This window comes from Corallococcus sp. CA054B (genome assembly GCF_003611625.1).
Lineage (GTDB): Bacteria > Myxococcota > Myxococcia > Myxococcales > Myxococcaceae > Corallococcus > Corallococcus coralloides.
On record NZ_RAVY01000094.1, the window covers coordinates 1 to 21,301 of the forward strand.

The 21,301-nt window shown below is 69.7% G+C and carries 17 protein-coding genes; 5 read left to right on the plus strand and 12 right to left on the minus strand.

Features of this window, described 5'->3' with window-relative positions; all coding sequences use genetic code 11:
• Window positions 1–12: 12 nt before the first annotated feature.
• Genes rnc through D7V80_RS22480 form a run of 4 tightly spaced genes read right to left on the minus strand, consistent with a single transcriptional unit; the run spans window position 13 to window position 4,382 of the window.
• Window positions 13–786, minus strand: a complete 774-nt coding sequence (rnc, locus tag D7V80_RS22465) for a ribonuclease III (RefSeq protein ID WP_199738797.1) — start codon at window positions 784–786, stop codon at window positions 13–15.
• Window positions 787–800: 14 nt separating this feature from the next.
• Entirely contained in the window at window positions 801–1,664 is an 864-nt protein-coding gene (locus D7V80_RS22470; protein ID WP_120590097.1) for a hypothetical protein, read from the minus strand.
• On the minus strand, window positions 1,664–2,809 hold the full coding sequence (locus tag D7V80_RS22475; protein WP_120590098.1) for an acyl-CoA dehydrogenase family protein: 1,146 nt from the start codon (window positions 2,807–2,809) through the stop codon (window positions 1,664–1,666). Before D7V80_RS22475 ends, D7V80_RS22470 begins: the two co-directional genes overlap by 1 nt.
• A 43-nt stretch (window positions 2,810–2,852) precedes the next feature.
• Entirely contained in the window at window positions 2,853–4,382 is a 1,530-nt protein-coding gene (locus tag D7V80_RS22480; RefSeq protein WP_120590099.1) for an acyl-CoA carboxylase subunit beta, read from the minus strand.
• 218 nt (window positions 4,383–4,600) lie between these two features.
• Here D7V80_RS22480 and D7V80_RS22485 point away from each other — a divergent pair, with 218 nt between their 5' ends.
• On the plus strand, window positions 4,601–4,981 hold the full coding sequence (locus D7V80_RS22485) for a YtxH domain-containing protein (RefSeq protein ID WP_014397058.1): 381 nt from the start codon (window positions 4,601–4,603) through the stop codon (window positions 4,979–4,981).
• A gap of 81 nt (window positions 4,982–5,062) precedes the next feature.
• Here D7V80_RS22485 and D7V80_RS22490 read toward each other — a convergent pair whose 3' ends face one another.
• The gene (locus tag D7V80_RS22490; protein ID WP_014397059.1) at window positions 5,063–5,839 is read right to left on the minus strand and encodes an enoyl-CoA hydratase-related protein; all 777 of its coding nucleotides are present in this window, start codon (window positions 5,837–5,839) and stop codon (window positions 5,063–5,065) included.
• Between the two features lie 104 nt (window positions 5,840–5,943).
• Here D7V80_RS22490 and D7V80_RS22495 point away from each other — a divergent pair, with 104 nt between their 5' ends.
• Window positions 5,944–7,929 carry a TIM44-like domain-containing protein gene (locus D7V80_RS22495; RefSeq protein WP_120590100.1) on the plus strand — a complete coding sequence of 662 codons (1,986 nt, stop codon included), beginning with the start codon at window positions 5,944–5,946 and terminating at the stop codon, window positions 7,927–7,929.
• A gap of 27 nt (window positions 7,930–7,956) precedes the next feature.
• Here the strand turns inward: D7V80_RS22495 and D7V80_RS22500 are convergent, their stop codons facing one another.
• The 5 genes from D7V80_RS22500 to D7V80_RS22520 all read right to left on the minus strand — a co-directional run bounded on the left by D7V80_RS22500 (window position 7,957) and on the right by D7V80_RS22520 (window position 14,382).
• Window positions 7,957–8,931: a hydroxymethylglutaryl-CoA lyase gene (locus D7V80_RS22500; protein WP_043321614.1), complete on the minus strand. Its 975-nt coding sequence runs from the start codon at window positions 8,929–8,931 to the stop codon at window positions 7,957–7,959.
• Window positions 8,932–8,951: 20 nt separating this feature from the next.
• Complete coding sequence (locus D7V80_RS22505; protein WP_120567937.1) at window positions 8,952–9,671, minus strand: class I SAM-dependent methyltransferase; 720 nt, start codon at window positions 9,669–9,671, stop codon at window positions 8,952–8,954.
• A gap of 6 nt (window positions 9,672–9,677) precedes the next feature.
• The gene (locus tag D7V80_RS22510; protein ID WP_120590101.1) at window positions 9,678–10,877 is read right to left on the minus strand and encodes an aminotransferase class I/II-fold pyridoxal phosphate-dependent enzyme; all 1,200 of its coding nucleotides are present in this window, start codon (window positions 10,875–10,877) and stop codon (window positions 9,678–9,680) included.
• 62 nt (window positions 10,878–10,939) lie between these two features.
• Window positions 10,940–11,920, minus strand: coding sequence for a phosphatase PAP2 family protein (locus D7V80_RS22515; protein ID WP_199738795.1), 981 nt, complete (start codon window positions 11,918–11,920; stop codon window positions 10,940–10,942).
• Window positions 11,917–14,382: an RND family transporter gene (locus D7V80_RS22520; RefSeq protein WP_120590102.1), complete on the minus strand. Its 2,466-nt coding sequence runs from the start codon at window positions 14,380–14,382 to the stop codon at window positions 11,917–11,919. The genes D7V80_RS22515 and D7V80_RS22520 overlap by 4 nt, the downstream gene beginning before the upstream one ends.
• 430 nt (window positions 14,383–14,812) lie before the next feature.
• Between D7V80_RS22520 and D7V80_RS22525 the strand changes: the two genes are divergently transcribed.
• Both D7V80_RS22525 and D7V80_RS22530 read left to right on the plus strand, forming a co-directional pair.
• Entirely contained in the window at window positions 14,813–16,369 is a 1,557-nt protein-coding gene (locus D7V80_RS22525) for an aminotransferase class I/II-fold pyridoxal phosphate-dependent enzyme (RefSeq protein ID WP_120590103.1), read from the plus strand.
• 9 nt (window positions 16,370–16,378) lie between these two features.
• Window positions 16,379–17,560 carry an N-acetyltransferase gene (locus tag D7V80_RS22530; protein ID WP_120590104.1) on the plus strand — a complete coding sequence of 394 codons (1,182 nt, stop codon included), beginning with the start codon at window positions 16,379–16,381 and terminating at the stop codon, window positions 17,558–17,560.
• Between the two features lie 70 nt (window positions 17,561–17,630).
• Here the strand turns inward: D7V80_RS22530 and D7V80_RS22535 are convergent, their stop codons facing one another.
• Together D7V80_RS22535 and D7V80_RS22540 are read right to left on the minus strand one after the other, a co-directional pair.
• Window positions 17,631–18,266: a phospholipid-binding protein MlaC gene (locus D7V80_RS22535; RefSeq protein WP_120590105.1), complete on the minus strand. Its 636-nt coding sequence runs from the start codon at window positions 18,264–18,266 to the stop codon at window positions 17,631–17,633.
• A gap of 66 nt (window positions 18,267–18,332) precedes the next feature.
• Entirely contained in the window at window positions 18,333–20,132 is a 1,800-nt protein-coding gene (locus D7V80_RS22540; RefSeq protein ID WP_120590106.1) for a TolC family protein, read from the minus strand.
• A 174-nt stretch (window positions 20,133–20,306) separates the two neighbouring features.
• Here D7V80_RS22540 and D7V80_RS22545 point away from each other — a divergent pair, with 174 nt between their 5' ends.
• Window positions 20,307–21,227, plus strand: coding sequence for a class I fructose-bisphosphate aldolase (locus D7V80_RS22545; protein WP_120590107.1), 921 nt, complete (start codon window positions 20,307–20,309; stop codon window positions 21,225–21,227).
• Window positions 21,228–21,301: the final 74 nt, after the last annotated feature.

Below are 21,301 nucleotides of genomic sequence, written 5' to 3' on the forward strand. Positions count from 1 at the left end.
CTCCAAGGGCTTTCACGCCGGAGGGTCGTCCGGGGAAGGACCTCCCGGGACGGGTGCCACGACAGCCGGGGATGCCACGACAGCCACCTCCGCCTTCAGGCGCTCCAGCGTGGTGCGCGCGGCCGCCTGCTCGGCCTCCTTCTTGTTCCGGCCGGTGGCGCGGGCGTACACGGACTCCCCGATACACACCTCCACCTCGAACACCTTGGCGTGCTCCGGGCCCGTCTCCGCCACCACGCGGTAGCGCGGCGACAGCTTGAGCTTCTCGTGGGCCAGCTCCTGGAGGAGCGTCTTGTAGTCCAGGCGGCCCGCGCCGGAGGCCACCTCCTCCACCAGCTCCCCGAAGATGCGGTCCACCAGGGCCAGCGCCGGCTCCAGGCCGCCGCTCAGGTAGACGGCGCCGAGCACCGCCTCCATCGCGTCCGCGAGCAGCGAGTTCTTGTCGCGGCCTCCAGACTGGGACTCGCCCCGGCCCAGCAGGAGCAGCTCGCCCAGGCGCAGGCTCCGGGCCACGCGGGCCAGGCCCTCCTCGTGGACGATGCGGGCGCGCATCTTGGTGAGCTCGCCCTCGGGGACGCCGGGGCAGCGGTCCATCAGCCGGTGGCTCACGGCCAGGTCCACCACGGCGTCGCCCAGGAACTCCAGGCGCTGGTTGTCCTTGAGGTTCTGGTCGCGGTTCTCGTTGACGTACGTCTTGTGCGTCAGCGCCTCCAGGGCCAGGTCGCGCTTGGAGAACTGCACGCCCAGGCGCGCCTCCAGGGCCTGCACCCGCTCCACCAGGGTCATCTTCTCCACGCGGCTCACTCCTGGGGTGCGTCCGGGCCCACGAGTCGCACGGCCTCGGGAGCGACCTTCAACAGGTCCGCCACCAGTTGCACGACGCCGGGGAACTCATCCAGTTCGAAGCGGCCCGCCCACACCTTGCCCTGGGTGCCCGCCAAGAGGCCCCGGAAGGTGCGCCCGGCGATGCGCGCGGCCGCGAAGCGGTAGGCCTTGCCCTCCACCTGCAGCTGCGCGAGCAGCTCCAGGCTGCTGCGCGGCGGCACCAGCGACTGCGGTCCGAACTTCTCCACGATCTCCACGAAGCGCACCGGCTCCGCGCCCGACGCCGCCTGCGGCGCACGCGCCACGGGCTCGCCGAGCAGCGCGGACAGGTAGCCCGTCAGCGCGGCCTTCTCGCGGAACTCGGACAGCTCGATGACGTGCCCGGCGGCGGTGGCCAGCTCCTCGCGTCCGCGGATGGCCTGGGCGATGCGGAAGTTGCCCTGCCGGTCCGCCACCAGCTTCACCGCGAGCTGGCCCTCCTTCACGTCCGTGGACAGCACCAGCGACTGCGGATCCACGTCCGCGGGCAGGCCCAGGAGCTGCAGCTCCTCCGAGCGGCGCTGCAGGTGGAAGACGTGGTCGCTGAAGGTGTCCAGCAGGAGCGCCTGCATCTCCTCCGCCGCGTCGATGGCGGAGAGGAGGATGGGCGTCATGCCCACCACGGCTGGCGGAGAGATGGGGATGAGCCGGTCCCCCATCACCTGGAAGGTGATCTCGGTGATGAAGTCCTTGGTGATGGGATTCACCAGGGACGCGGCTTCCAGATCCAGCACCACTTCGACGCCGGACGGCTCCTCACGGACCTGGAGCCCCAGCTCTCGCAGCCGAGCGGTATCCATTACGCGCCTTTGAAGGTCTCGCGGGCGATGATGGTCCGCTGGATCTCGCTCGTGCCTTCGCCAATCTCGCAGAGCTTGGCGTCGCGCAGGTAGCGCTCCACGGGGAACTCGCGCGTGTAGCCGTAGCCGCCGTGGATCTGCACGGCCTTGTTGCACCCGCGCATGGCCGCCTCCGACGCGAACAGCTTCGCCATGGAGGCCTCCTCCGAGTACGGCTGCCCCGCGTCCGCGAGCCGCGCTGCGCGGTGCACCAGGAGGCGCGCCGCCTCCAGCTCCGTCTTCATGTCCGCCATCATCCAGCGCAGGCCCTGGAACTCGCCAATGGGCTGGCCGAACGCGGTGCGGTCCTTGGAGTACGCGATCGACTCCTCCAGCGCCCCGCGCAAGAGGCCCACCGACAGCGCGCCGATGGTGATGCGGCCCTTGTCGAGGATCTTGAGCGTGTCGATGAAGCCGCGGTCGACCTCGCCCACGATGGCGTCGTCACCGACCTCCACGTTCTCCAGGATGAGCTCGGCCGTGTCCGACGAGCGCATGCCCAGCTTGCCGTGGATGGCGCGCTGGCTGAAGCCGGGGAGGCCCTTCTCCAGCACGAAGGCGGTGATGCCCTTCTGGCGCTTCTCCGGCGACGTGAGCGCCAGGACCACGAACACGTCACCCACGGTGCCCTGGGTGATGAACATCTTCGCGCCGTTGAGCACCCACTTGTTGCCCTTCTTCACGGCGGTGGTGCGCATGCCGGACGCGTCCGAACCGGATCCCGGCTCGGTGAGGCCCCACGCGCCCAGCCACTCACCGGAGGCGAGCTTGGGCAGGTAGCGCTGGTGCTGCGCCTTGTTGCCGAACACGCGCACGTGGCTGGTGCCCAGGCCGTTGTGGCTGGCCACCGTGAGCGCGAGCGAGCCGTCGTAGCGGGCGATCTCCTCCACGGCCACCGCCACGGCGAGCGAGTCCATGGCCGCTCCGCCGTACTCCTCGGAGACGAGCATGCCCAGCACGCCCAGCTGCCCCAGCTCCTTCACCACCTCCATGGGGAACTTCTCGTCCTTGTCCCACTCACGCGCGTACGGCTTCACGCGGCGTTCGCAGAATTCACGGAGGGAGGCCTGCAGGGCGCGGTGGCTTTCAGGAAGTTCGAAGTCCATGGTCGGGTGCGGAATCTAGAGCGTGAATGCGGGTGGGGGAACTTCAGACGGGGTGGACGCCGTGCTTCTTCTCCGCACGGGGCTGGAACCGGTCCGCATAAAGCGAATAACGCTGCATCAATTCCCCGCGCAGGGAGTCGCCGGGGACCACGGCGTCGATGATGAGCTCGCTGGCCAGCTTGAAGATGTCCACGTCCTGCTTGTACTCGTCGCGGAGCTTCTGGACGAAGGCTGGCCGCTCGGCCTCCGGCAGCTCTTGAATCTTGTTGAAGTAGACGGCGTTCACCGCCGCCTCCGGGCCCATCACGGCGATCATCGCCTGGGGCAGCGCCAGCGTGGCCTCCGGGGCGAACCCGGGCCCGCTCATGGCGTAGAGGCCGGCGCCGTACGCCTTGCGCACCACCACGCAGATGCGCGGCACGCTGGCCTCCGACACCGCGGAGATCATCTTCGCGCCCGCGCGGATGATGCCCGCGCGCTCCACCTTGGTGCCGATCATGAAGCCCGGCACGTCCGCCAGGTACAGGAGCGGGATGTTGAACGCGTCACACAGCCAGATGAACCGGGCCGCCTTGTCCGCGCTGTCCACGAACAGCACGCCGCCCTTGTACTTGGGCTGGTTCGCGACGATGCCCACCGGACGGCCGCCAATGCGCGCCAAGCCGGTGATCAGCTCCTGCGCGAAGAGCTTCTTCACCTCGAACCAGCTGCCCTCGTCGATGAGCTCCGTGATGAGGGCGTGCATGTCGAACGGCTTGTTCTGATCCGGCGGGACGATCTCGTCCACGCGCTTGCCGCTGTGCTTGGGCGCCTTCAGCTCCACCTGGGGCGGGGCCTTGGAGAAGTTCTCCGGGAAGAAGGCCAGGTACCGCTTCGCCGCGGCGATGGCTTCCTGTTCGGTCTTCACCAGCACGTCACCCACGCCGGACACGGAGCAGTGCATCTTCGCGCCCCCCATCTCCTCCAGGGTGACCTTCTCGCCGATGACCATCTCCGCCATGCGGGGGCTGCCCAGGTACATGGAGGCGTTGCCCTCCACCATGATGACCAGGTCGCAGAACGCGGGGATGTACGCGCCACCCGCGGCGGACGGGCCGAAGAGCAGGCAGATCTGCGGGACGAAGCCCGACAGGTGGACCTCGTTGTAGAAGATGCGGCCCGCGCCCCGTCGGCCGGGGAACATCTCCACCTGGTCCGTGATGCGCGCGCCCGCGCTGTCCACCAGATAGAGCAGCGGGCAGCGCAGCGCCTTCGCCGTCTCCTGGATGCGGAGGATCTTCTCCACCGTGCGCGCGCCCCAGCTGCCCGCCTTCACCGTGGAGTCGTTGGCCATGATGGCCACCGCGCGCCCGTCGATGCGCGCGACCCCGGTGATGACGCCGTCGGAGGGCAGCTCCGGGTCCAGGTTGTTGGCGAGCTTTCCGTCCTCCACGAAGGAGTCCGCGTCCACGAGCAACCGGATGCGCTCGCGCGCGAAGAGCTTGCCCGTCTCCGCGTTCTTCGCGTGGTACTTGGGCGCGCCGCCCTTCTCCACCTGGGAGAGCTTCTCGAGCAGTTTCTGATCTGAGGACATGGCCGTCGTCCCATACCAAGAAACCCCTGGCCTGGCTGCCTTCTTGCCAGCCGAAGCACCGGGCGTGCCGTCCAGCGGACGACGCATGAGGCCACGGCGGAGCGCTTCGGGGGGGTTTCGCTTGGGGCTTCCCTGCCTACCTTCATGTTGCACGGGGGGTGTGCACCCAGGCGGGCCACGAACCGCCCCGTGAACCGCATCCGGCCCAGGAGGGACCCATGTTCAGAGCGAAGAAGGCGACGTGGCAGGCGAAGGCTTTGGCCAAGAGCAAGCTGTACCGTCAGTTCCTGGCGCACCAGCTGCTCGACCAGCTGCCTGACTACGCGGACAAGGCCGGCAAGGTGGCCCGGAAGTCCTGGGACAACTTCGACCCGGACGACGCACTGCGCTATGTGGGATTGACGACGTACAAGCCGGCGCGCGCGGGCATGGGCGGCCTGGGGGCGTTCCTGCTGGGCGCCGCCGCGGGCAGCATCGTGGCGCTGCTGATGGCCCCGAGCCGCGGCACGGAGCTGCGCACCACCGTCAAGGACAAGGCGATGGGCTACATCAACAAGCAGGGCGTGAACATCGGCGGCGAGAAGACCGCGAGCGCCTGAAGCTGAGGTGAGCGGTGCAAGCAGGGGCAGCAAGGTCCGCGGGCAACCGCGGGCCTGCCGCCCCTGTCGCTTTCGGGGGCCTCAGCGGCCTTTATAGACAGGGGGACGCTTCTCCGCGAACGCGCGGAGCCCTTCCAGCCGGTCCTCCGTCTTGAGCACCTCCTCGTACTTCTTGAGCTCCAGCGCCAGCGCGTCGTCCAGCTCCAGGCCGGTGCCCTCGTCGATGGCGTGCTTGGCGGTGGCCACGGCCACGGGGGCGTTCTCCACCACGGCCTCCGCGAGCTGGAAGGCGACCTCCAGGAGGTGCCCTTCCGGAGCCAGCCGGTTCACCAGGCCGATGCTGAAGGCCTCCGCCGCGTTCACGCGCCGGGCGGTGAGGATGAGGTCCTTGGCGCGCCCGGGGCCGATGAGCCGCGCAAGCCGCTGGGTACCGCCGCCGCCGGGGATGATTCCCAGCTTCACTTCCGTGAGGCCCATCTCCGTGGCGGGGGAAGCGACGCGCAGGTCGCACGCCAGGGCCAGCTCCGTGCCGCCGCCGAAGGCCGCGCCGTTGATGGCGGCGATGAAGACGCAGTCGCTCTTTTCAATGGAGCGCAGGGTGACGCGCAGGCCGTTGAGGAAGGCGCGCACCTCGTCTTCGGACATGGTGGTGCGTTCCTTGAGGTCCGCGCCCGCGCAGAAGGCCTTGTCGCCCGCGCCGGTGAGGATGACGGCGCGCACGGCGCGGCCAGAGGACACGCGGGACACGAGCGCGTCCAGCTCCTGGTGCATCGCGCGGCTGATGGCGTTGCGGCGGCTCTCCCCGTCGATGGTCCAGATCTCGATGGCCCCTCGGGCCTCGACCTTGAACTCCGGCATCTTCGCTCCCCGTGACGGGTCGCGCTGGGCGACCCGCGTGAATGGCGCGCAGCCTGAAACCTGTTCCCCAGTCTGGCAAGCCGTAAACGGATAGGATCCTGCCCATGCCTTCGTGCTCAACAGCGAAACGCCCGTGGCGGTGGCTGCCCGGCCTGCTCACCGTGTCCGCCCTGCTCGTGCTCGCCCTGCCGCTCGTGGCCCTGGCGCGCGGCGGCGGAGGCGAGCACTACACGTCCAGCCGCGACCGCGGGAACGGCGGTGGCGGCGACGGCCTGCCCATCTGGCTGCTCTTCGACCTGATCCGCCTTCTCTTCCACTACCCGAAGGTGACCGTCCCGCTGCTGATCATCGGCGGCGTCGCGTACTGGTTCTACAAGCGCAACCTGCACCCCACCGCCACCACCCAGCGCGCGTTGGATCAGCGCGAAGCGGAAGTGCGCACGGAGGTGTCCGGCCGTGACGTACAGGGCTGGGTGAACGCGCTGAAGCTCAAGGACCCGTCCTTCGAGCTGGAGCCCACGCTGGAGAAGGTGCGCTGGCTCTTCATCGAGCTGCAGAAGTCGTGGTTCCGCCGGGACATGACGCCGGTGCGCCCCTTCCTGTCGGACGCGACGTGGCAGCGCTTCAACGTGCAGCTGGCGCTGATGCAGGCGCAGGGCGTGCGCGACGCGCTGGCGGACATGAAGGTGCTGGACGTGCAGCTCATCGGCCTGCACCAGACCGCGTGGTACGACAGCATCCACGTGCGCGTGCGCGCGAGCATCCGCGACACGGACGTGCCCGCGAACCAGACGGACGCGCAGGCCATGGCCGCCGCCAGCAAGGTGGCCCCGGAGACGTTCACGGAGGTGTGGACCTTCGTGCGCAAGCCCGGCGCGCAGACGCGCATCGGCGAGGACCTGTTCCAGGGCAAGTGCCCCAACTGCGGCGCGCCCTACAAGGGCGGCGCGTCCAACACCTGCGAGTTCTGCGAAGCGGTGGTGAACTCCGGTAACTACGACTGGACGCTCTCTGAAATCACGCAGGGCGTGGAGCACGTGCGCCACCACAAGCAGGTGGACGGCCTGATGCAGGCGCGCGAGGTCGACCCCGCGCTCAACCTGGAGATGCTGGAGGACCGCGCGTCGCTGCTGTTCTGGAAGTGGATCGACGCGCAGAGCCGCAACGAGACGCAGCGCCTGTCCAAGGTCGCCAACGCGGACGCCCTCACGAAGCTGGACGCGGAGCTGGGCCAGCTGGAAAAGCAGGGCCGCCGTCGCGTCTTCCTGGAGTGCGCGGTGGGCGCGGTGGACGTGCGCGCGCTGGAGGTGCACCCGGAGTCCTTCGACGAGGCGCAGGTCGAGATCCGCTGGAGCGCCCGCATGGGCGTTGGCCCGGTGAACGAGAGGCCGCCAAGCCTGCCCACGGTGCCGCAGCGCTGGGTCTTCACGCTGCTGCGCCGCCACGGCGCGAAGACGAACACGGACACCGGTATGTCCACGGACCGCTGCCCGCAGTGCAACGCGCCCACCACCAACAGCGCGGCCAACACCTGCGAGTTCTGCGGCACGGTGCTGGGCAACGGCGAGCGCGACTGGGTGCTCGCGTCCGCCCTCCCCTTCGAGTCCTGGAACGTCCACCACGCGCAGCGCACGTCCCGGAACGCGGCCCGCTACCAGGAGGCCCGCCGGGCCGAGCGCGGCACCGTCCCGCCCCCGCCCGTGGAAATGGGCGGCCATGGCCAAGGCCATGACGACGGCGACCGGGTGGTGACGGACGTGAAGGAGCGCGAGCGGCTGCTCTACATGATGGCGTCCATCGCCGCCGCGGATGGTGACGTCTCCAACGCCGAGCGCCGCCTGCTCAAGCTGTGCGCGGAGCGCTGGAGCGTGTCATGGGCCAACGTGGAGATGGCCCTCAACGCCGGGCCCCAGCTCTTCGAGCGCCTGGTGCCGCGCGGCAGCCCGGAGGCGGAGGTCTTCCTGCGCCACATCGTGGAGATGGCCCTGGTGGACGGCCGCATCGACCGCAAGGAGCGGAAGATGCTTCAAATCGCCGCCCAGCACCTGGGCCTGGAGGAGAAGCTTCCGGCGCTGCTCGGGGACCACTGAGTCAGGGGTCCCCGGCAGGGGTGCGGCTCAGGTCTGCGCGCGGCGGGTGGCCTTCTTGTCCCGCTCGCCGAGCGCGGCCTGGAGGTACTTGCCCGCGAGCTTCCGGCCGATGAGCTCCTGGGCGATCTCCCCGGCCTCCACCAGCTTGTCCAGGTCGATGCCGGTGTCCACGCCCATGCCGTGCAGCATGAACACCGCGTCCTCCGACGCCAGGTTGCCCGCGGCGCCCGGCGCGTAGGGACAGCCGCCCAGCCCGCCGATGCTCGCGTCGAACGTGGTGACGCCCGCGGACAGGCCCACCAGCGCGTTGGCCAGCGCGGTGCCTCGCGTGTCGTGCAGGTGCAGCGCCAGCGTGTCCACCGGCATGTGCTGGAGCAGCGCCGCCAGAATTTCTTCCGTCTGCCGGGGCGTGCCCACGCCAATCGTGTCGCCCAGGCTCAGCTGGTAGATGCCCGCGTCCACCAGCTGACGGCAGATGTCCACCACGCGCTCCACCGGGACGTGGCCCTCGTAGGGGCAGCCCCACACGGTGGACAGGTAGCCGCGCACGCGCATGCCGGCCTTGCGGGCGGCGGCCGTCACTTCCTTCGCGCCGGCCAGCGCCTCCGCGATGGTCTTGTTGATGTTCTTCTTGGAGTGGGCCTCCGACGCGGAGATGAACACCGCGGCCTCCTCCAGCCCCGCCGCCTGCGCGCGCTCCAGGCCCTTCAAGTTGGGCACCAGCGCGGAGAAGACGACCCCGGGGCGGCGGCCCACCAGCTTGAGCAACTCCTCCGCGTCCGCCAGCTGGGGGATCCACTTGGGTGACACGAACGACGTCACCTCGATGCGCTTCTCCCCCGCGGCGACCAGGGCGTTGATGAGCCGCGCCTTGTCCCGGGTGGGCAGCGTGCGGAGCTCGTTCTGCAGGCCGTCGCGGGGGCCGACCTCGTACACGTCGACCCGGCGGGGCAGTTGCCCCAGCAGGCCGACCCGCGTTCGCGATGTCTCTTTCGGATCCACTGGACGTGTCCGGGGCTCCGTCACCGGCGCCCGGCTCCCACGATGAGGTCGGTCGACTCGGGTGACATCGGCGCGCCATCCAGGCCGCCGTGCACCCACTGCACCGAAAAGCCCGTGCTTTCCAACAGCCCCTTCAGTTCCGCAAGAGGATAGTAACGAAGCGTGTACGCCGCTCGCAGCACGCGACCGTCCGGCAAGGTGAGCTGACGCTGCCCGACATCCCTTCCACGCGTCGCGTCGAAGCGGCTCTCCTCCTCCAGGAGACTCCCATCCGGTAACCGCTCGCGGAACGACGCGCCCGGACTTCCGGCCAGCCGCTCGTAGGGGACCGTCTGGAACACCAACCGACCTCCGGGCTTGAGCGCCCGAGCCACCTCGCGCAGCACCTGGACGTGCTCCGCGTCGCTGAAGGCGAAGAGTGTCGAATACCAGGCGTAGGCGCCCCCCAGGGTCGCGTCCTGGAAGGGCAGCGCCCGCAGGTCGCCCCGCACCACGGGGAAGCCGGGGCGGCGCAGGCGCAGGGACAGCGGATCCAGCTCCAGGCCCACCACCCTGCCGGCGAGCGCGCCCTCGGTGTTGAGCCGCGCCGCGTGCCGGCCGTGGCCGCAGCCCAGGTCCACCACCGGGCCCTCCACGTCCGCGAACGCCCGGGACAGGTACTCGACTTCCCGGGCCGTCACCGCCTCGGAGAGGTACGGCAGCGTGCTGCGCAGGTACAGCTCTCCGAAGAAGTCGCTCACGGGCCGTCAGCGCTTGAGGGCGGGCAGCTTCTCGCGCAGGCGGCGCACGGCTTCGTCCAGCACGCCGTCTGTCTTGCAGAAGGCGAAGCGGGCGAAGCGCTGTCCCAGGTGCCGGTGCTCCGGGCCGTAGAAGACGCTGGGCGGGATGCCCGCGACGCCCACCTCCGTCACCAGGTGCCGGCAGAACGCCACGTCGTCCTCGAAGCCGTAGCCGCGGATGTCCGCGAGGATGAAGTAGCTGCCCTCCGGCGAGTACGCGTGGAGCCCCGCCGCGCGCAGGCCCGTGAGCAGCCGTTCGCGCCTGGCGGTGTAGAGCGCCGTCAGCTCCTGGAAGTAGCTGTCCGGCAGCCGCAGCGCCACGGCCATGGCCGCCTGGAACGGCGACGCGGTGGCGAAGGTGACGAACTGGTGCGCGCGCTGCACCGCGTCCCTGAGCGGCGGCGGCGCGATGATCCAACCGATCTTCCATCCCGTCAGGCTGAAGGACTTGCCCGCGCTGCTCACCGTCACCGTGCGGTCCGCGAGCACCGGCACCGTGGCGGCGCGGAGGTGCTTCGCGGGGGCGAAGACGATGTGCTCGTAGACTTCATCCGCCAGCACCTTCACGTCGTGCTCGGCGCAGAGGTTGCCCAGGAACTCCAGCTCCTCGCGCGTGAAGACCTTGCCCGTGGGGTTGTGCGGCGAGTTGAGGATGAGCAGCCGCGTCTTCGGACCGAAGGCGGCGCGGACTTCATCCCGGTCGAACCACCAGGTGGCGTGCTCCGCGTCCGGCGGGCGCAGCGGCACGTAGCGCGGCGTGGCGCCCACGAACGCGATGTTGGCGTCGTACGAGTCGTAGTACGGCTCGAAGGCCACCACCTCGTCGCCTGGATCCACCAGGCCCAGGATGACGTCGAGGATGGCCTCCGTCGCGCCGCTGGTGACGGTGACCATGGTGTCCGGGTCCACGGCGTGGCCGTAGAAGCGCTGCGCGTGCTCGGAGATGGCGTTGCGCAGGTCCTTGGCGCCCGTGCCAGGGGCGTACTGGTTGACGCCGCCCTGGATGGCCTTCCACGCCGCTTCCTTGATGGCGTCCGGCCCGTCGAAGTCCGGGAACCCCTGCCCCAGGTTCACGGCCTGGTGCTTCAGGGCCAGCGCGCTGAACTCGGAGAAGACGGTGGTGCCGAAGCGGGAGACGCGCTGCGCGAGCACGGGCCGGGGGGACATGGGTCAGGCCTCTGGAGGCCAGCGCACGTCCACCCCGAACCCCGGGGCGACCGGCTGGCGGTTCAGGGCCGGACGATAGCGTCCGCGGGCACGGAACGCGCGCCTTGTTCCACCGCGCGCTGCCGGGCGGAGCGGGACAGGGCCAGCGCCAGCCCCGTCACCACCATCACCAGGGGCACCGCGCAGATGAGGTCGATGGCGTAGTGGAACCGCCCCGCCAGCGTCGCGAAGATGAGCCCCATGCCCGGGAAGAGCATCACCCAGAAGAAGCGGCGGGCGAACCGGAACGCGTAGAAGAGCACCACCAGCATCACCCCGGTGTGCCCGGACGGGAAGCAGTCCCGGGTGTACACCGGCGTGCGCATCATGGACTCCAGGAGCGGCGTGAGGATCCACCCCTGTGTCGCCGGACTGTCGAACGCGCCGATGAGGAAGTACCGGGGCCCCACCGCGGGCACCAGCGAGTACGCCGCGTAGTTGAAGCCCAGGAGCAGGCCCAGCCCCAGCAGGTACTCGTCGAAGCCGGGCGTGGCTCCCCTGCCCCGGGCGTACAGGTAGATGCCCAGGAGCAGCGGCCAGATGAAGTGCCCGTAGTAGCAGAGCATCAGCACGTCGTTGGCCCAGGGCGGAATCACGTGCGCCAGCGCCACCGAGACCTGGAAGCCGAACAGCTTCTGATCCACCGCGACGAGCTGGGCGTCCTTCAGGACCGGGTTCATCCAGTCCACGATGGGCCCCAGCCACCCGTGGGCCAGCGCCGACACCGGCAGGAGCCAGAAGTCCGCCACGATGGCGAGGAGCGGCTGGCGCGGGAAGCGCGCCTCCAGCATGCGCACGGCCGGCAGGCCCAGCGCGAAGAAGAGGAAGAGGAGCGCGTTGCGGCCGGAGTGCGGCGCCCAACGGGCCGGGCCCACGCACATCAGGGCGGCCACCGAGCAGGCCACCATCAGGACGAGGTCCACCTGCCGGAAGCGCACGAGCGCTTCGTCCGACGACGCCACTGAAGGCCGCACGCGGCCTTCGCTGAATGACCAGATGCTCACGCCGATTTGCGCTCCCCCGGCGACTCGGCCGGCAGCTCGCCGGCCCCCCCGAGATTGAGGCTCCGCACCACCGCGCCCGCCTCCAGCGCCACCGCGGACCGCCGCCCCTTCCACCGCTCCAACAGCGCCAGCATCGCCGGGAAGAACACCGTCGTTCCCAGGAAGGTGCTCACGACCCCCAGTAGGGCAATCTGTCCGATACTGCGCAAGCCCTGATGGTTCGCCACGAGGAGCGCTCCGTAGCCCGCCGCGTTGGACAGGGTCGCCACCACCGCCGCGAAGCCGGTGTTGCGAACCACCCGGCCCAGCGACCCGGGGCCCTCCTCCTCGTACCGGTGGAACAGGTGCACCGAGTTGTCCACCGCGATGGCCAGCAGGTTGGGCAGCACCACCGCGTTGATGAAGTTGAGCTGGACGTCGAACAGGTACATCCCGCCCGCCAGGCACGTCATGCCCAGGAACAGCGGGCCCGCCACCAGCAGCGCGCGCTTGAAGCTGCGCAGGCTGGCCAGGATGACCAGGAACACCACCACCGCCGCGGACCAGAGGATGAACGGCCCGTCCATGCGCACCAGCGAGAAGATGCGCGCCGCGATGCGGTTGCTGTCCAGCACCGCCAGGTCGATGCCCTTCGCCTTCGCCCCGGCCACCACCTCATCCAACTGCCCCGCCCAGCGGTGCAGGTCCTGCGTGTCGTAGTTGGACACGGAGGGGAAGAGCAGGAGGAACATCCCCTTGCCGTCCAGCGCCTCGAAGCGGCGGCGCGCCTCCACCGGCAGCTGGTCCAGGCCGTAGGGCTTCGCGTCCACCATCTCCCGCAGATCCTTCACGCGCGGGTCCTCCTGGGCGGACTTCGGCAGCCCGTCCAGGAGCGCCCGGATGCGGCCCATCTCCACCTCGTGGCCCGCCACGTCGGAGGGCACAAGGTCGCTCAACGACGCGGTGCGCAGGAACACGGAGTTGGCGCCGTTCTTCGCCTTCACCTGGGCGATGACGGCCTCCACCTCGCGGACCTGCTCCAGCGTGTCCACCGCGAGGATGGCCGGGTTGAGCGGCGAGCCGATCTGCTCCGTGATGTGGTCGTCCAGCCGCGACGCCGGCGAGTCACCCTTCAGGTTGCGCAGGTTGGTCTCGAAGCCCAACCGGGGCGCGATGCCCACCGAGTACGCCGCGAAGCCCACCACCGACAGCGCCACCGCGACGATGACGCCCGTGGGCCAGCGCCGCCACTCCTTCGCGGAGGCCGGGGGCGAGGCCTGCGCGGAGGCCTGGACGGCGGATGTCGCATCGCGGCGGAACGGGCGGATGCGCTCCGCGATGGCGAGCAGCGACGGGCCCAGCGCGTACGCGGACAGCACCGCCATCAGCACGCCCACGCCCGCGAGCAGGCCGAACTGCTGGAAGGCGTGGAACTGCGCCAGCACCAGCACGAAGAACGCCGCCGCGTTGGTGAACGCGGACGTGAGCGCCCCGCTGAAGGTGCCGCGCACCGCCGCCGTGAGCGCTTCCTTCACGCCCAGCTGCTCGCGCTCCTCCCAGTAGCGCATGGCCAGGTGGACGCCGTACTCGATGCCCAGGCCGATGAGGATGGCGACGAGGAAGCCCGTCACGATGTTGAGGTGGCCGATGGCGCCCTGCGCGAACGCGAACGTCAGCATCAGCCCCACCATCACCGGCACGCCCACCACCGCCAGCGCGGAGATGCGCCGGGTGGCCAGCAGGATGAGCCCCACGGCGATGAGCGCGGACAGAAGGCCCGCGTTGGACAGGTCGCGGCGCATCACCGCGTCCTCTTCGATGCGGTTCTGGAAGTTGCCCGTCGCCTCCAGCGTCACGCCCGGGTACTTCTCCGCCGCGAGCTGGCGGCCCGCGTCGAACACCGTGGCCACGAAGTTCCGCGCGAACTCCAGGTCCCCCGCCGTCCCCGACGGCTTGATCATCAGGTAGACCTCGGTGCCCTCCTTGTTCGCCAGCGTCTCCGGCAGCGCCGTCGTGTCCGGGGTGTGCTTCTTCGCGATCTCCTCGAAGGTGGGCGGCGCTGCTTCCGTCTCCAGGTCCACGAAGAGGGGGCTGGCGCGCTCCTTCTCGTAGCGGACGCGGGCCTCCAGGTCCTGACGCAGCGAGGCGACCTCCGCCGTGGGCAGGAGAAGCAGGCCGTGGCGGCGGAAGAAGGCTACGTCATAGTGGTGCTCGACGTAGCGGACCGTCGGCAGGGCCTCCAGGCGCTTCTGGAACTCCGAGGCGTAGGCCTTCAGGGCCTCCGGGGCCGCCCCCTTGGCCATGATGACCAGGTAGCCGTCTCCACCCGCCTTCTCTGACACGCGTGTCAGGTCCCGGACCTCTGGGGCACCCTCCGGGAGGAGCTCCACGAACGAGCCGCGGAACTCCAGGCGCGAGGCGAAGAAGCCCGCGGCGGCCGTCACCAGGGCGACAGCGAGCAGCACCTGCCAGGGGCGTGACATCGCTGCCTGGATGAAGCCCTCGAACCACCGCTGCCGTCGTGCTTGGGACACCGTCTGCTCCTCTGATGCTGGCCGGCAAAGCAATAAGCCGGCCATGATCCAGGCCCCCGGAACAGATGGCCCCTTGCGACCCATTCCCCATGTGAACCCATGTGCGCCCTGGGTGCTGGAGCATCCACTGGCGAACGAAGGTCCGGGGGCGCGGCGTGCCACCAATGCGGCATGACTGTCAAGGCGCGCCCTGACACGGATGCCCCACACGCGATGCGATGGGACCGTCCCCGCCTTGACAGTGCGGTTTTCCCTCTTTATTGACCCCCTCGCGTCGTCCCCCTGGGTGTTCGCGCGGCCGGGCAATCCGAACCTGGAACGCGCCCTGCACATGGAAAGCGGCTCGGATCACACCCTCCGACGCGTAAGAAAGACCACCATGAGCGACGTGTTCGACAAGTGCCGTACCTGGAAGGACTACCGCATCGCCAAGGCCACGGGGCTGTACCCGTACTTCCGGGCCATCGAGGCGTCGCACGGTTCCACGGAGGTGGAGATCGAGGGGCGGCGGGTCATCATGGTGGGTTCGAACAACTACCTGGGCCTGGCGGCGGATCCGCGCGTGAAGGAAGCGGCCATCAAGGCCACGGAGAAGTTCGGCACCACCTGCTCCGGTTCGCGCCTGCTCAACGGCACCCTGGCGCTGCACGAGGAGCTGGAGGCGCGGCTGGCGAAGTTCCTCAACCGCGAGGCGGCCATCGTCATCTCCACCGGGTTCCAGACGAACCTGGCGCTGGCGTCCATCCTGGGCCGTCACGACATCGTGTTCAGCGACCGCGCGAACCACGCGTCGCTGGTGGACGGCGTGCGCCTGTCGTTCGCGACCGAGCGCAAGTTCCGCCACAACGACATGGATCACCTGGAGCAGCTGCTGGCCGCGGCGGAGCCGGGCGCCGGGAAGATCATCGTCACGGACGGCGTGTTCTCCATGGAGGGCGACGTCTGCAACCTGCCCCGCATCGTGGAGCTGTCCAAGCAGTACAACGCCCGCGTGATGACGGATGACGCCCACGCCATGGGCGTGCTGGGCGAGCTGGGCCGGGGCACCTCCGAGTACTTCGGGCTGGAGAAGGACGTGGACCTGGTGATGGGCACGTTCTCCAAGAGCTTCGCGTCGCTGGGCGGCGTGCTCGCGGGCCCCTTCGAGGTCATCAACTACATCCGCCACAAGGCGCGCTCGGTTATCTTCTCCGCGTCCATGACGCCCGCGTCCATCGCGGCGGCGCTCAAGGCCACGGAGATCATCGAGGCGGAGCCGCAGCGCCGCGAGCGCCTGCTGGACATCGCGGAGAAGATGCACAACGGCTTCCGCGCCATGGGCTTCGACACGGGCGTGTCGGTGACGCCGGTGGTGCCGGTGCACATTGGCGACCAGGTGAAGTGCTTCCGCTTCTGGCGCGCGCTGCACGAGGCGGGCGTGTTCGCCAACCCCGTGATTCCGCCGGCGGTGGAGGCGGGCCACGCGCTGATCCGCACCAGCTACATGGCCACGCACACGGACGCGCAGCTGGATCAGGTGCTGGACACCTTCGAGAAGATCGGCCGCAAGCTCAACGTCATCCCGGAGACGCGCCCCACGGTGTACGAGCCGGTGAAGATCGCCCGGCCGGGCAGCGCGGTGCGCAGCAACAAGGCGAGCGAGACGTGGGCGGCGGGCAGCGCGGGCCTGCTCGCGGACAAGGGCTTCAGCCTGGAGCAGCTGTCGCGGATGTCGTCGCGGGAGATGGCCGGGAAGTTCTTCGACGCGGTGGAGCAGCTCACCTGGCGCGCGGCGAACCTGCAGCCGGAGGACCTGCGGCGGCTGGGCGGCGCGCCCAAGAAGCTGTGGGAGAAGCGCAGCGAGCTGGGCGGCGTGCTCCTGGAGAAGGGCGCGCAGCTGTTCATGCGCAACGGCAGCGACAGTTCCGACGGCGGCAACCAGGCCGAAAGGAACTGATCCCCACCCATGGCCCGCCCCGCCAAGCACGAAGACGCAGCCTCCTCCCCTACTTCCATGCCCTCCGACGTGCAGGTGACCCCTGTGCGCGGCGCGGCGGACCGGACGGCGTTCATCCGGCTGCCGTACTCGCTCTACCGTGACGACCCGAACTGGGTGCCGCCGCTGGAGATGGAGCGCCGCGACTTCCTGGACCCGAAGAAGAACCCCTTCTTCGACTACGCGGAGGTGGAGCTGTTCCTCGCGCGCCGCGGGCAGGACGTGGTGGGCCGGGTGGCGGCCATCAAGAACCCGCGCCACATGGAGTTCCACGGCACGAAGGAGGGCTTCTTCGGCCTCTTCGAGTGCGTGAACGACGCGGGCGTGGCCCGGGGCCTCTTGGACGCGGCCAGCGCGTGGCTGAAGGCGCGCGGCATCGACACCGTGCTGGGGCCGGCCAACTTCTCCTCCAACCAGGACTGGGGCCTGCTCGTGGAGGGCTATGAGAGCCCTCCCGCGCTGATGATGCCCTACAACCCGGCGTACTACGCGGGCCTGCTGGAGACGTGCGGCTTCACCAAGGCGAAGGACCTGTTCGCCTACGAGCTGTCCTCGTCCACGCCGCCGCCGGAGAAGGTGGCGCGCATCGCGGAGAAGATCCGCCAGCGCGAGGGCGTCACCGTGCGCCCGGTGAACCTGAAGGACTTCCCCGCCGAGGTCGCCCGCATCAAGCAGATCTACAACGCGGCCTGGGAGAAGAACTGGGGCTTCATCCCCTTCACGGACCGCGAGTTCGAGCACATGGCCAAGGAGATGAAGGCCATCGTGCGTCCGGAGCTGCTGCTCATCGCGGAGGTGAAGGGCGAGCCCGTGGCCTTCTCCATGACGCTGCCGGACGCCAACGCGGCGTTCAAGGCGGCCAACGGGCGGCTCACGACGTTTGGCCTGCCCATCGGCCTGGTGAAGCTGGTGCTGGCGTCGCGCAAGCTCAAGCGGCTGCGCCTGCTCACGCTGGGCATCAAGGAGGGCTACCGGCGCCGCGGCCTGGACGCCATCCTCTACCTGGACACCCTGCGCACCGCGAAGGAGCTGGGGTACACGGGCGGCGAGATTTCGTGGACGCTGGAGGACAACCACCTGGTCAACCGCGCCATCGAGTCCATGGGCGGCCAGCGCTCCAAGACGTACCGCGTGTTCCAGCGGCCCGCCTGACGTCCTGAAACGCTTTCCGCCCGGGCGCTTGGGGCACCCGGGCGGAAAGGCAACACCGTGAAGCGGGTGGCTACTTCGCCTGCGGCGCGGCGCCAGAACCCCCGGCGGCGGACTCCTTCACGGAGGCCGCGCTGGTGTTGGCGTTCTCCTTCTCCAGCTGGGCGCGCTTGGACTTGAGCGTCGTCAGCAGGCCGTCAAAGCCCTTGGTGGAGAGGATCTTCTTGAACTGGCCGCTGTACGTGTCCACCAGCGACACCTCGTCGGTGATGACGTCGTAGATGCGCCAGTCGGCCTTGGGCGTGGCCTTGTAGAGGCGGTAGTTCACGGGCACCTGGTCCGTCTTCACGGTGAGTTCGGTGTCGACCGTGGCCTCGGTCCCCTGCACGCTCTCCTTGCCATACTTCACGTCCGCCTTCGCCTGGCCGATGGCCTTCTGGGCGTACGAGGCGCGCAGCAGGCCCGTCATGGTGTCGGTGAACTCCTTGCGCTGGGCGGCGGTGAGGCCCGCCCAGGCCTTCTCACCCAGGGCGCGCTTGGCGAGTTCCTCGAAGTCCACGAAGGACTCCACGACGGTCGCCAGGGACTGCACGGTGGCGCCAGGGGCGTTGGCCGCCTTCTGCACGGCGGCGTTGCCGTTCTTCACCACGTTGAGCGGGCTCACGGGGGCGGCGGCGAGCAGCGTGGCGGCAAGCAGGGAAGCAATCATAGCGATGAAGCTCCGGGTTGAAGTTCAGGTGTGACGACACCTGTGAGGACTGGCAGCCTGGAAGGGTTATTCATCCGCCGTGGGGACGGCACCGGTGACGCGGGCGAGTGACGCCAATCCGACGCGCACGTCGTGCCAGCTCTTGCCGCGCTCGGCGGAGGCCTGGGCCAGCGCGGTGAAGGCGTCCACCAGCTCACGCGTGTCGCCGGTGCCCAGGTCGAAGGCGGCGTAGGCGGCGGTGGCCCAGCGCTTCGCGTTCTTCTCCGCCTCCGTGAAGGACTTCGCGCGCGAGTAGGCCGCGGCGAGCTGGCCCTGCACCTGCGTCACCTCCAGCCGGATGCCGGCCTTGAGCGTCAGCTCCTGCGCGTGCAGCTTGTCCAGCTCCGCGCGGGCCTGCTCCAGCTGCGCGTCCTTGATGGGGATGTCGAAGGTGCCCCGGATGACCAGGCCCAGGCCCGCGGTGCGGTCGTTGAAGGGGTCGTACGCGAAGGGGCTGCGCTGGCGCGTGGCGCTGCTCGTCCAGCGCACGTCGTAGTAACCCGCGAGCCCCAGGTCCGGGTAGTAGCTGCGCTCGCGGATGATGACCTCCTGCTCGCGCGCGATGATGCCCGCGGCGATGGCCTTCAGCTCCGGGCGGCGCTCGTTGGCCTGCTTCAGCGAGGTCTCCAGGTCGGGCACGTTCACGTCGCCCTGGAGCGGCAGGTCCTCCTCCATCACCTCCACCTGCTCGTCCGGGCCCGCGTTGGCGAGCAGCCGGATGGCGGTGAGCGCGAACTGCTCCCCCTGGATGGCGGTGGCGCGCTGCGACTCCACCAGCTGGCGGAAGTACCCCAGCTTGTAGGTGTCCAGCTTCGTCACCTGATCCGAGTCCTCCTTGAGGAGCGCGTCGATCCTGTCGCCCGCGTCCTTGAGGCGCTTGGACACGTCCTCCAGCTGCTTCAGCCCGGCCCGGGCCAGCTGGTAGCCGTAGTACGCCTGCGCGGCCTGGAAGCCCGCTTCCGCGCGCACGCGCTCGCGCAGCGCCGCGCCCACCTTGGGGCCCTGCTCTCCCGCCTTCTCCAGCGCGGAGAGCTTGCCGAAGGTGTACAGCGGCAGCACCGCGTTGCCGGTGGAGAACACCGTCACGCCCACCTTGCCGAAGTTCCAGTCGCCCTCCAGCGACGCCTCCGTGGTGGGCGGGCCGCCCAGGCCGTTGTTGCGCGCCTCGGGGACGGGGCCGCCCGCGCCCAGGGTGATCTCGAACCGGGGGAACCAGGCCCAGCGGGCTTGATCGTAGAGCGCCTGGAACTTGCGCAGCTCCGCGGAGGCCTCCGCCACGCGCGCGTCCTGCGTGCGCGCCCTCGCCACCAGCTGGGCCAGGGTGATGGGCCCCTTCAGGGGCTTCGCGGCCTGGGAGGTGCCCGGGGCCTGGGCCTCCTCCGGGGGGCCCCGGGGAGTGCCGGGGGTGAGGTCGCCGCGCGCGCCGTCGCCCGAGCCGGGGGAGATGGGGGACGTGCCCAGGTCCTGCGCGCCCGGGGTGGCGGCGGCCGGCCTGGGCGTGCCGGTGGTGGCGCCCTGGGCGGCGTTGCCCGGCTCGGCGGCAGGGCCAGGGTTCACGGCGGCGGGGCCCGGCAGCGGCGCGCGCGTGCCAGGGGTGGGGTTGGCGGCGGACGAACCGGTGCCCGAGGGACCGGGGGCCGAAGTGGTGCCGGGCGAGGGGGTGGGCACGGTGCCAGGGGACAGGTTGCCGGGCGAGGGAGTCGCGGTCCCCGGCGCCCCCGTTCCAGGAGCATTCGAGGGAGCCGTCGTGGGCGAGATCTGCGCGCCCGCCACGCCACCGGTGAGCATCATTGCCACTGCGACGACCTTGCCGACTTCTCTGCCCATGCTGTGGTCCGCCTCGTGTGCGGCCGGGCATATCCGGAAGCCCGCGACGGCGCAGCATTTCTGTGCAGAGGGCGTAACAGTCGCGGACATTCCGTTCAGACAACGCTTGGTGGGCGCGGGCAACGAACGCAGAATCCCGCGCCGGTTTCGACGCCTTCCTTCAAGGAAAACCCCATGGCCTACACCGACCGCGTCAAGCAGATCCTCTCCTGGTATCCCTCCGACAACCCCGGCACGCTGACGAACCTGGCGCGCCTCCTGAACCACGGCACGCTCGCCGGCACGGGCAAGCTGGTCATCCTGCCGGTGGATCAGGGCTTCGAGCACGGCCCCGCGCGCTCCTTCGGTCCCAACCCCGCCGGGTATGATCCGGACTACCACGCGCAGCTGGCCATCGAGTCCGGCTGCAACGCGTACGCGGCGCCGCTGGGCTTCCTGGAGGCCGTCGCGGGCAAGCTGGCCGGCGAGATTCCCCTCATCCTGAAGGTGAACAACTCCGACTCGCTGGCCAAGACGGCCGCGCCCATGTCCGCGGTGACGTCGTCCGTGAAGGACGCGGTGCGCCTGGGCTGCGCGGCGGTGGGCTACACCATCTACCCGGGCTCCGCGGCCCGCAACGAGCAGTACCAGGACCTGCGCGACATCATCGCGGAGGCCAAGTCCTACGGCCTGCCCACGGTGCTCTGGGCCTACCCGCGCGGCGCCCTGACCAAGGAGGGCGAGACGGCCATCGACGTGGTGGCGTACGCGGCGCAGATCAGCGCGCAGATGGGCGCGCACATCATCAAGGTGAAGCCGCCCACGGACCACCTGGAGCAGGCGGAGGCGAAGAAGGCCTTCGAGAAGGCGAACATCTCCACCAAGACGCTCGCGGACCGCGTGCGCGAGGTGGTGCGCTCCGCGTTCAACGGCAAGCGCATCGTCATCTTCTCCGGCGGCGAGGCGAAGGAGACCTCCGCCCTCATGGAGGACATCAAGCAGATCCACCAGGGTGGCGGCTTCGGCTCCATCATGGGCCGCAACGCCTTCCAGCGTCCGCACGACGAGTCCATCAAGCTGCTCAAGGACGTGATGAACGTCTTCGCGGGCAAGTAGTCCCCGCGCGCGGTCATCCGTGGCGTGGCGCCCTTCCCGGCCTGACTCCGCGAGGGACGGGCGCCATGCTCCGG

Excerpts from the sequence above, each read along its gene's own strand:
- rnc (WP_199738797.1), bottom strand. The coding sequence starts at position 786 with ATGACCCTGGTGGAGCGGGTGCAGGCCCTGGAGGCGCGCCTGGGCGTG.
- D7V80_RS22470 (WP_120590097.1), bottom strand. The coding sequence starts at position 1,664 with ATGGATACCGCTCGGCTGCGAGAGCTGGGGCTCCAGGTCCGTGAGGAG.
- D7V80_RS22475 (WP_120590098.1), bottom strand. The coding sequence starts at position 2,809 with ATGGACTTCGAACTTCCTGAAAGCCACCGCGCCCTGCAGGCCTCCCTC.
- D7V80_RS22480 (WP_120590099.1), bottom strand. The coding sequence starts at position 4,382 with ATGTCCTCAGATCAGAAACTGCTCGAGAAGCTCTCCCAGGTGGAGAAG.
- D7V80_RS22485 (WP_014397058.1), top strand. The coding sequence starts at position 4,601 with ATGTTCAGAGCGAAGAAGGCGACGTGGCAGGCGAAGGCTTTGGCCAAG.
- D7V80_RS22490 (WP_014397059.1), bottom strand. The coding sequence starts at position 5,839 with ATGCCGGAGTTCAAGGTCGAGGCCCGAGGGGCCATCGAGATCTGGACC.
- D7V80_RS22495 (WP_120590100.1), top strand. The coding sequence starts at position 5,944 with ATGCCTTCGTGCTCAACAGCGAAACGCCCGTGGCGGTGGCTGCCCGGC.
- D7V80_RS22510 (WP_120590101.1), bottom strand. The coding sequence starts at position 10,877 with ATGTCCCCCCGGCCCGTGCTCGCGCAGCGCGTCTCCCGCTTCGGCACC.
- D7V80_RS22520 (WP_120590102.1), bottom strand. The coding sequence starts at position 14,382 with ATGTCACGCCCCTGGCAGGTGCTGCTCGCTGTCGCCCTGGTGACGGCC.
- D7V80_RS22525 (WP_120590103.1), top strand. The coding sequence starts at position 14,813 with ATGAGCGACGTGTTCGACAAGTGCCGTACCTGGAAGGACTACCGCATC.
- D7V80_RS22530 (WP_120590104.1), top strand. The coding sequence starts at position 16,379 with ATGGCCCGCCCCGCCAAGCACGAAGACGCAGCCTCCTCCCCTACTTCC.
- D7V80_RS22535 (WP_120590105.1), bottom strand. The coding sequence starts at position 18,266 with ATGATTGCTTCCCTGCTTGCCGCCACGCTGCTCGCCGCCGCCCCCGTG.
- D7V80_RS22540 (WP_120590106.1), bottom strand. The coding sequence starts at position 20,132 with ATGGGCAGAGAAGTCGGCAAGGTCGTCGCAGTGGCAATGATGCTCACC.
- D7V80_RS22545 (WP_120590107.1), top strand. The coding sequence starts at position 20,307 with ATGGCCTACACCGACCGCGTCAAGCAGATCCTCTCCTGGTATCCCTCC.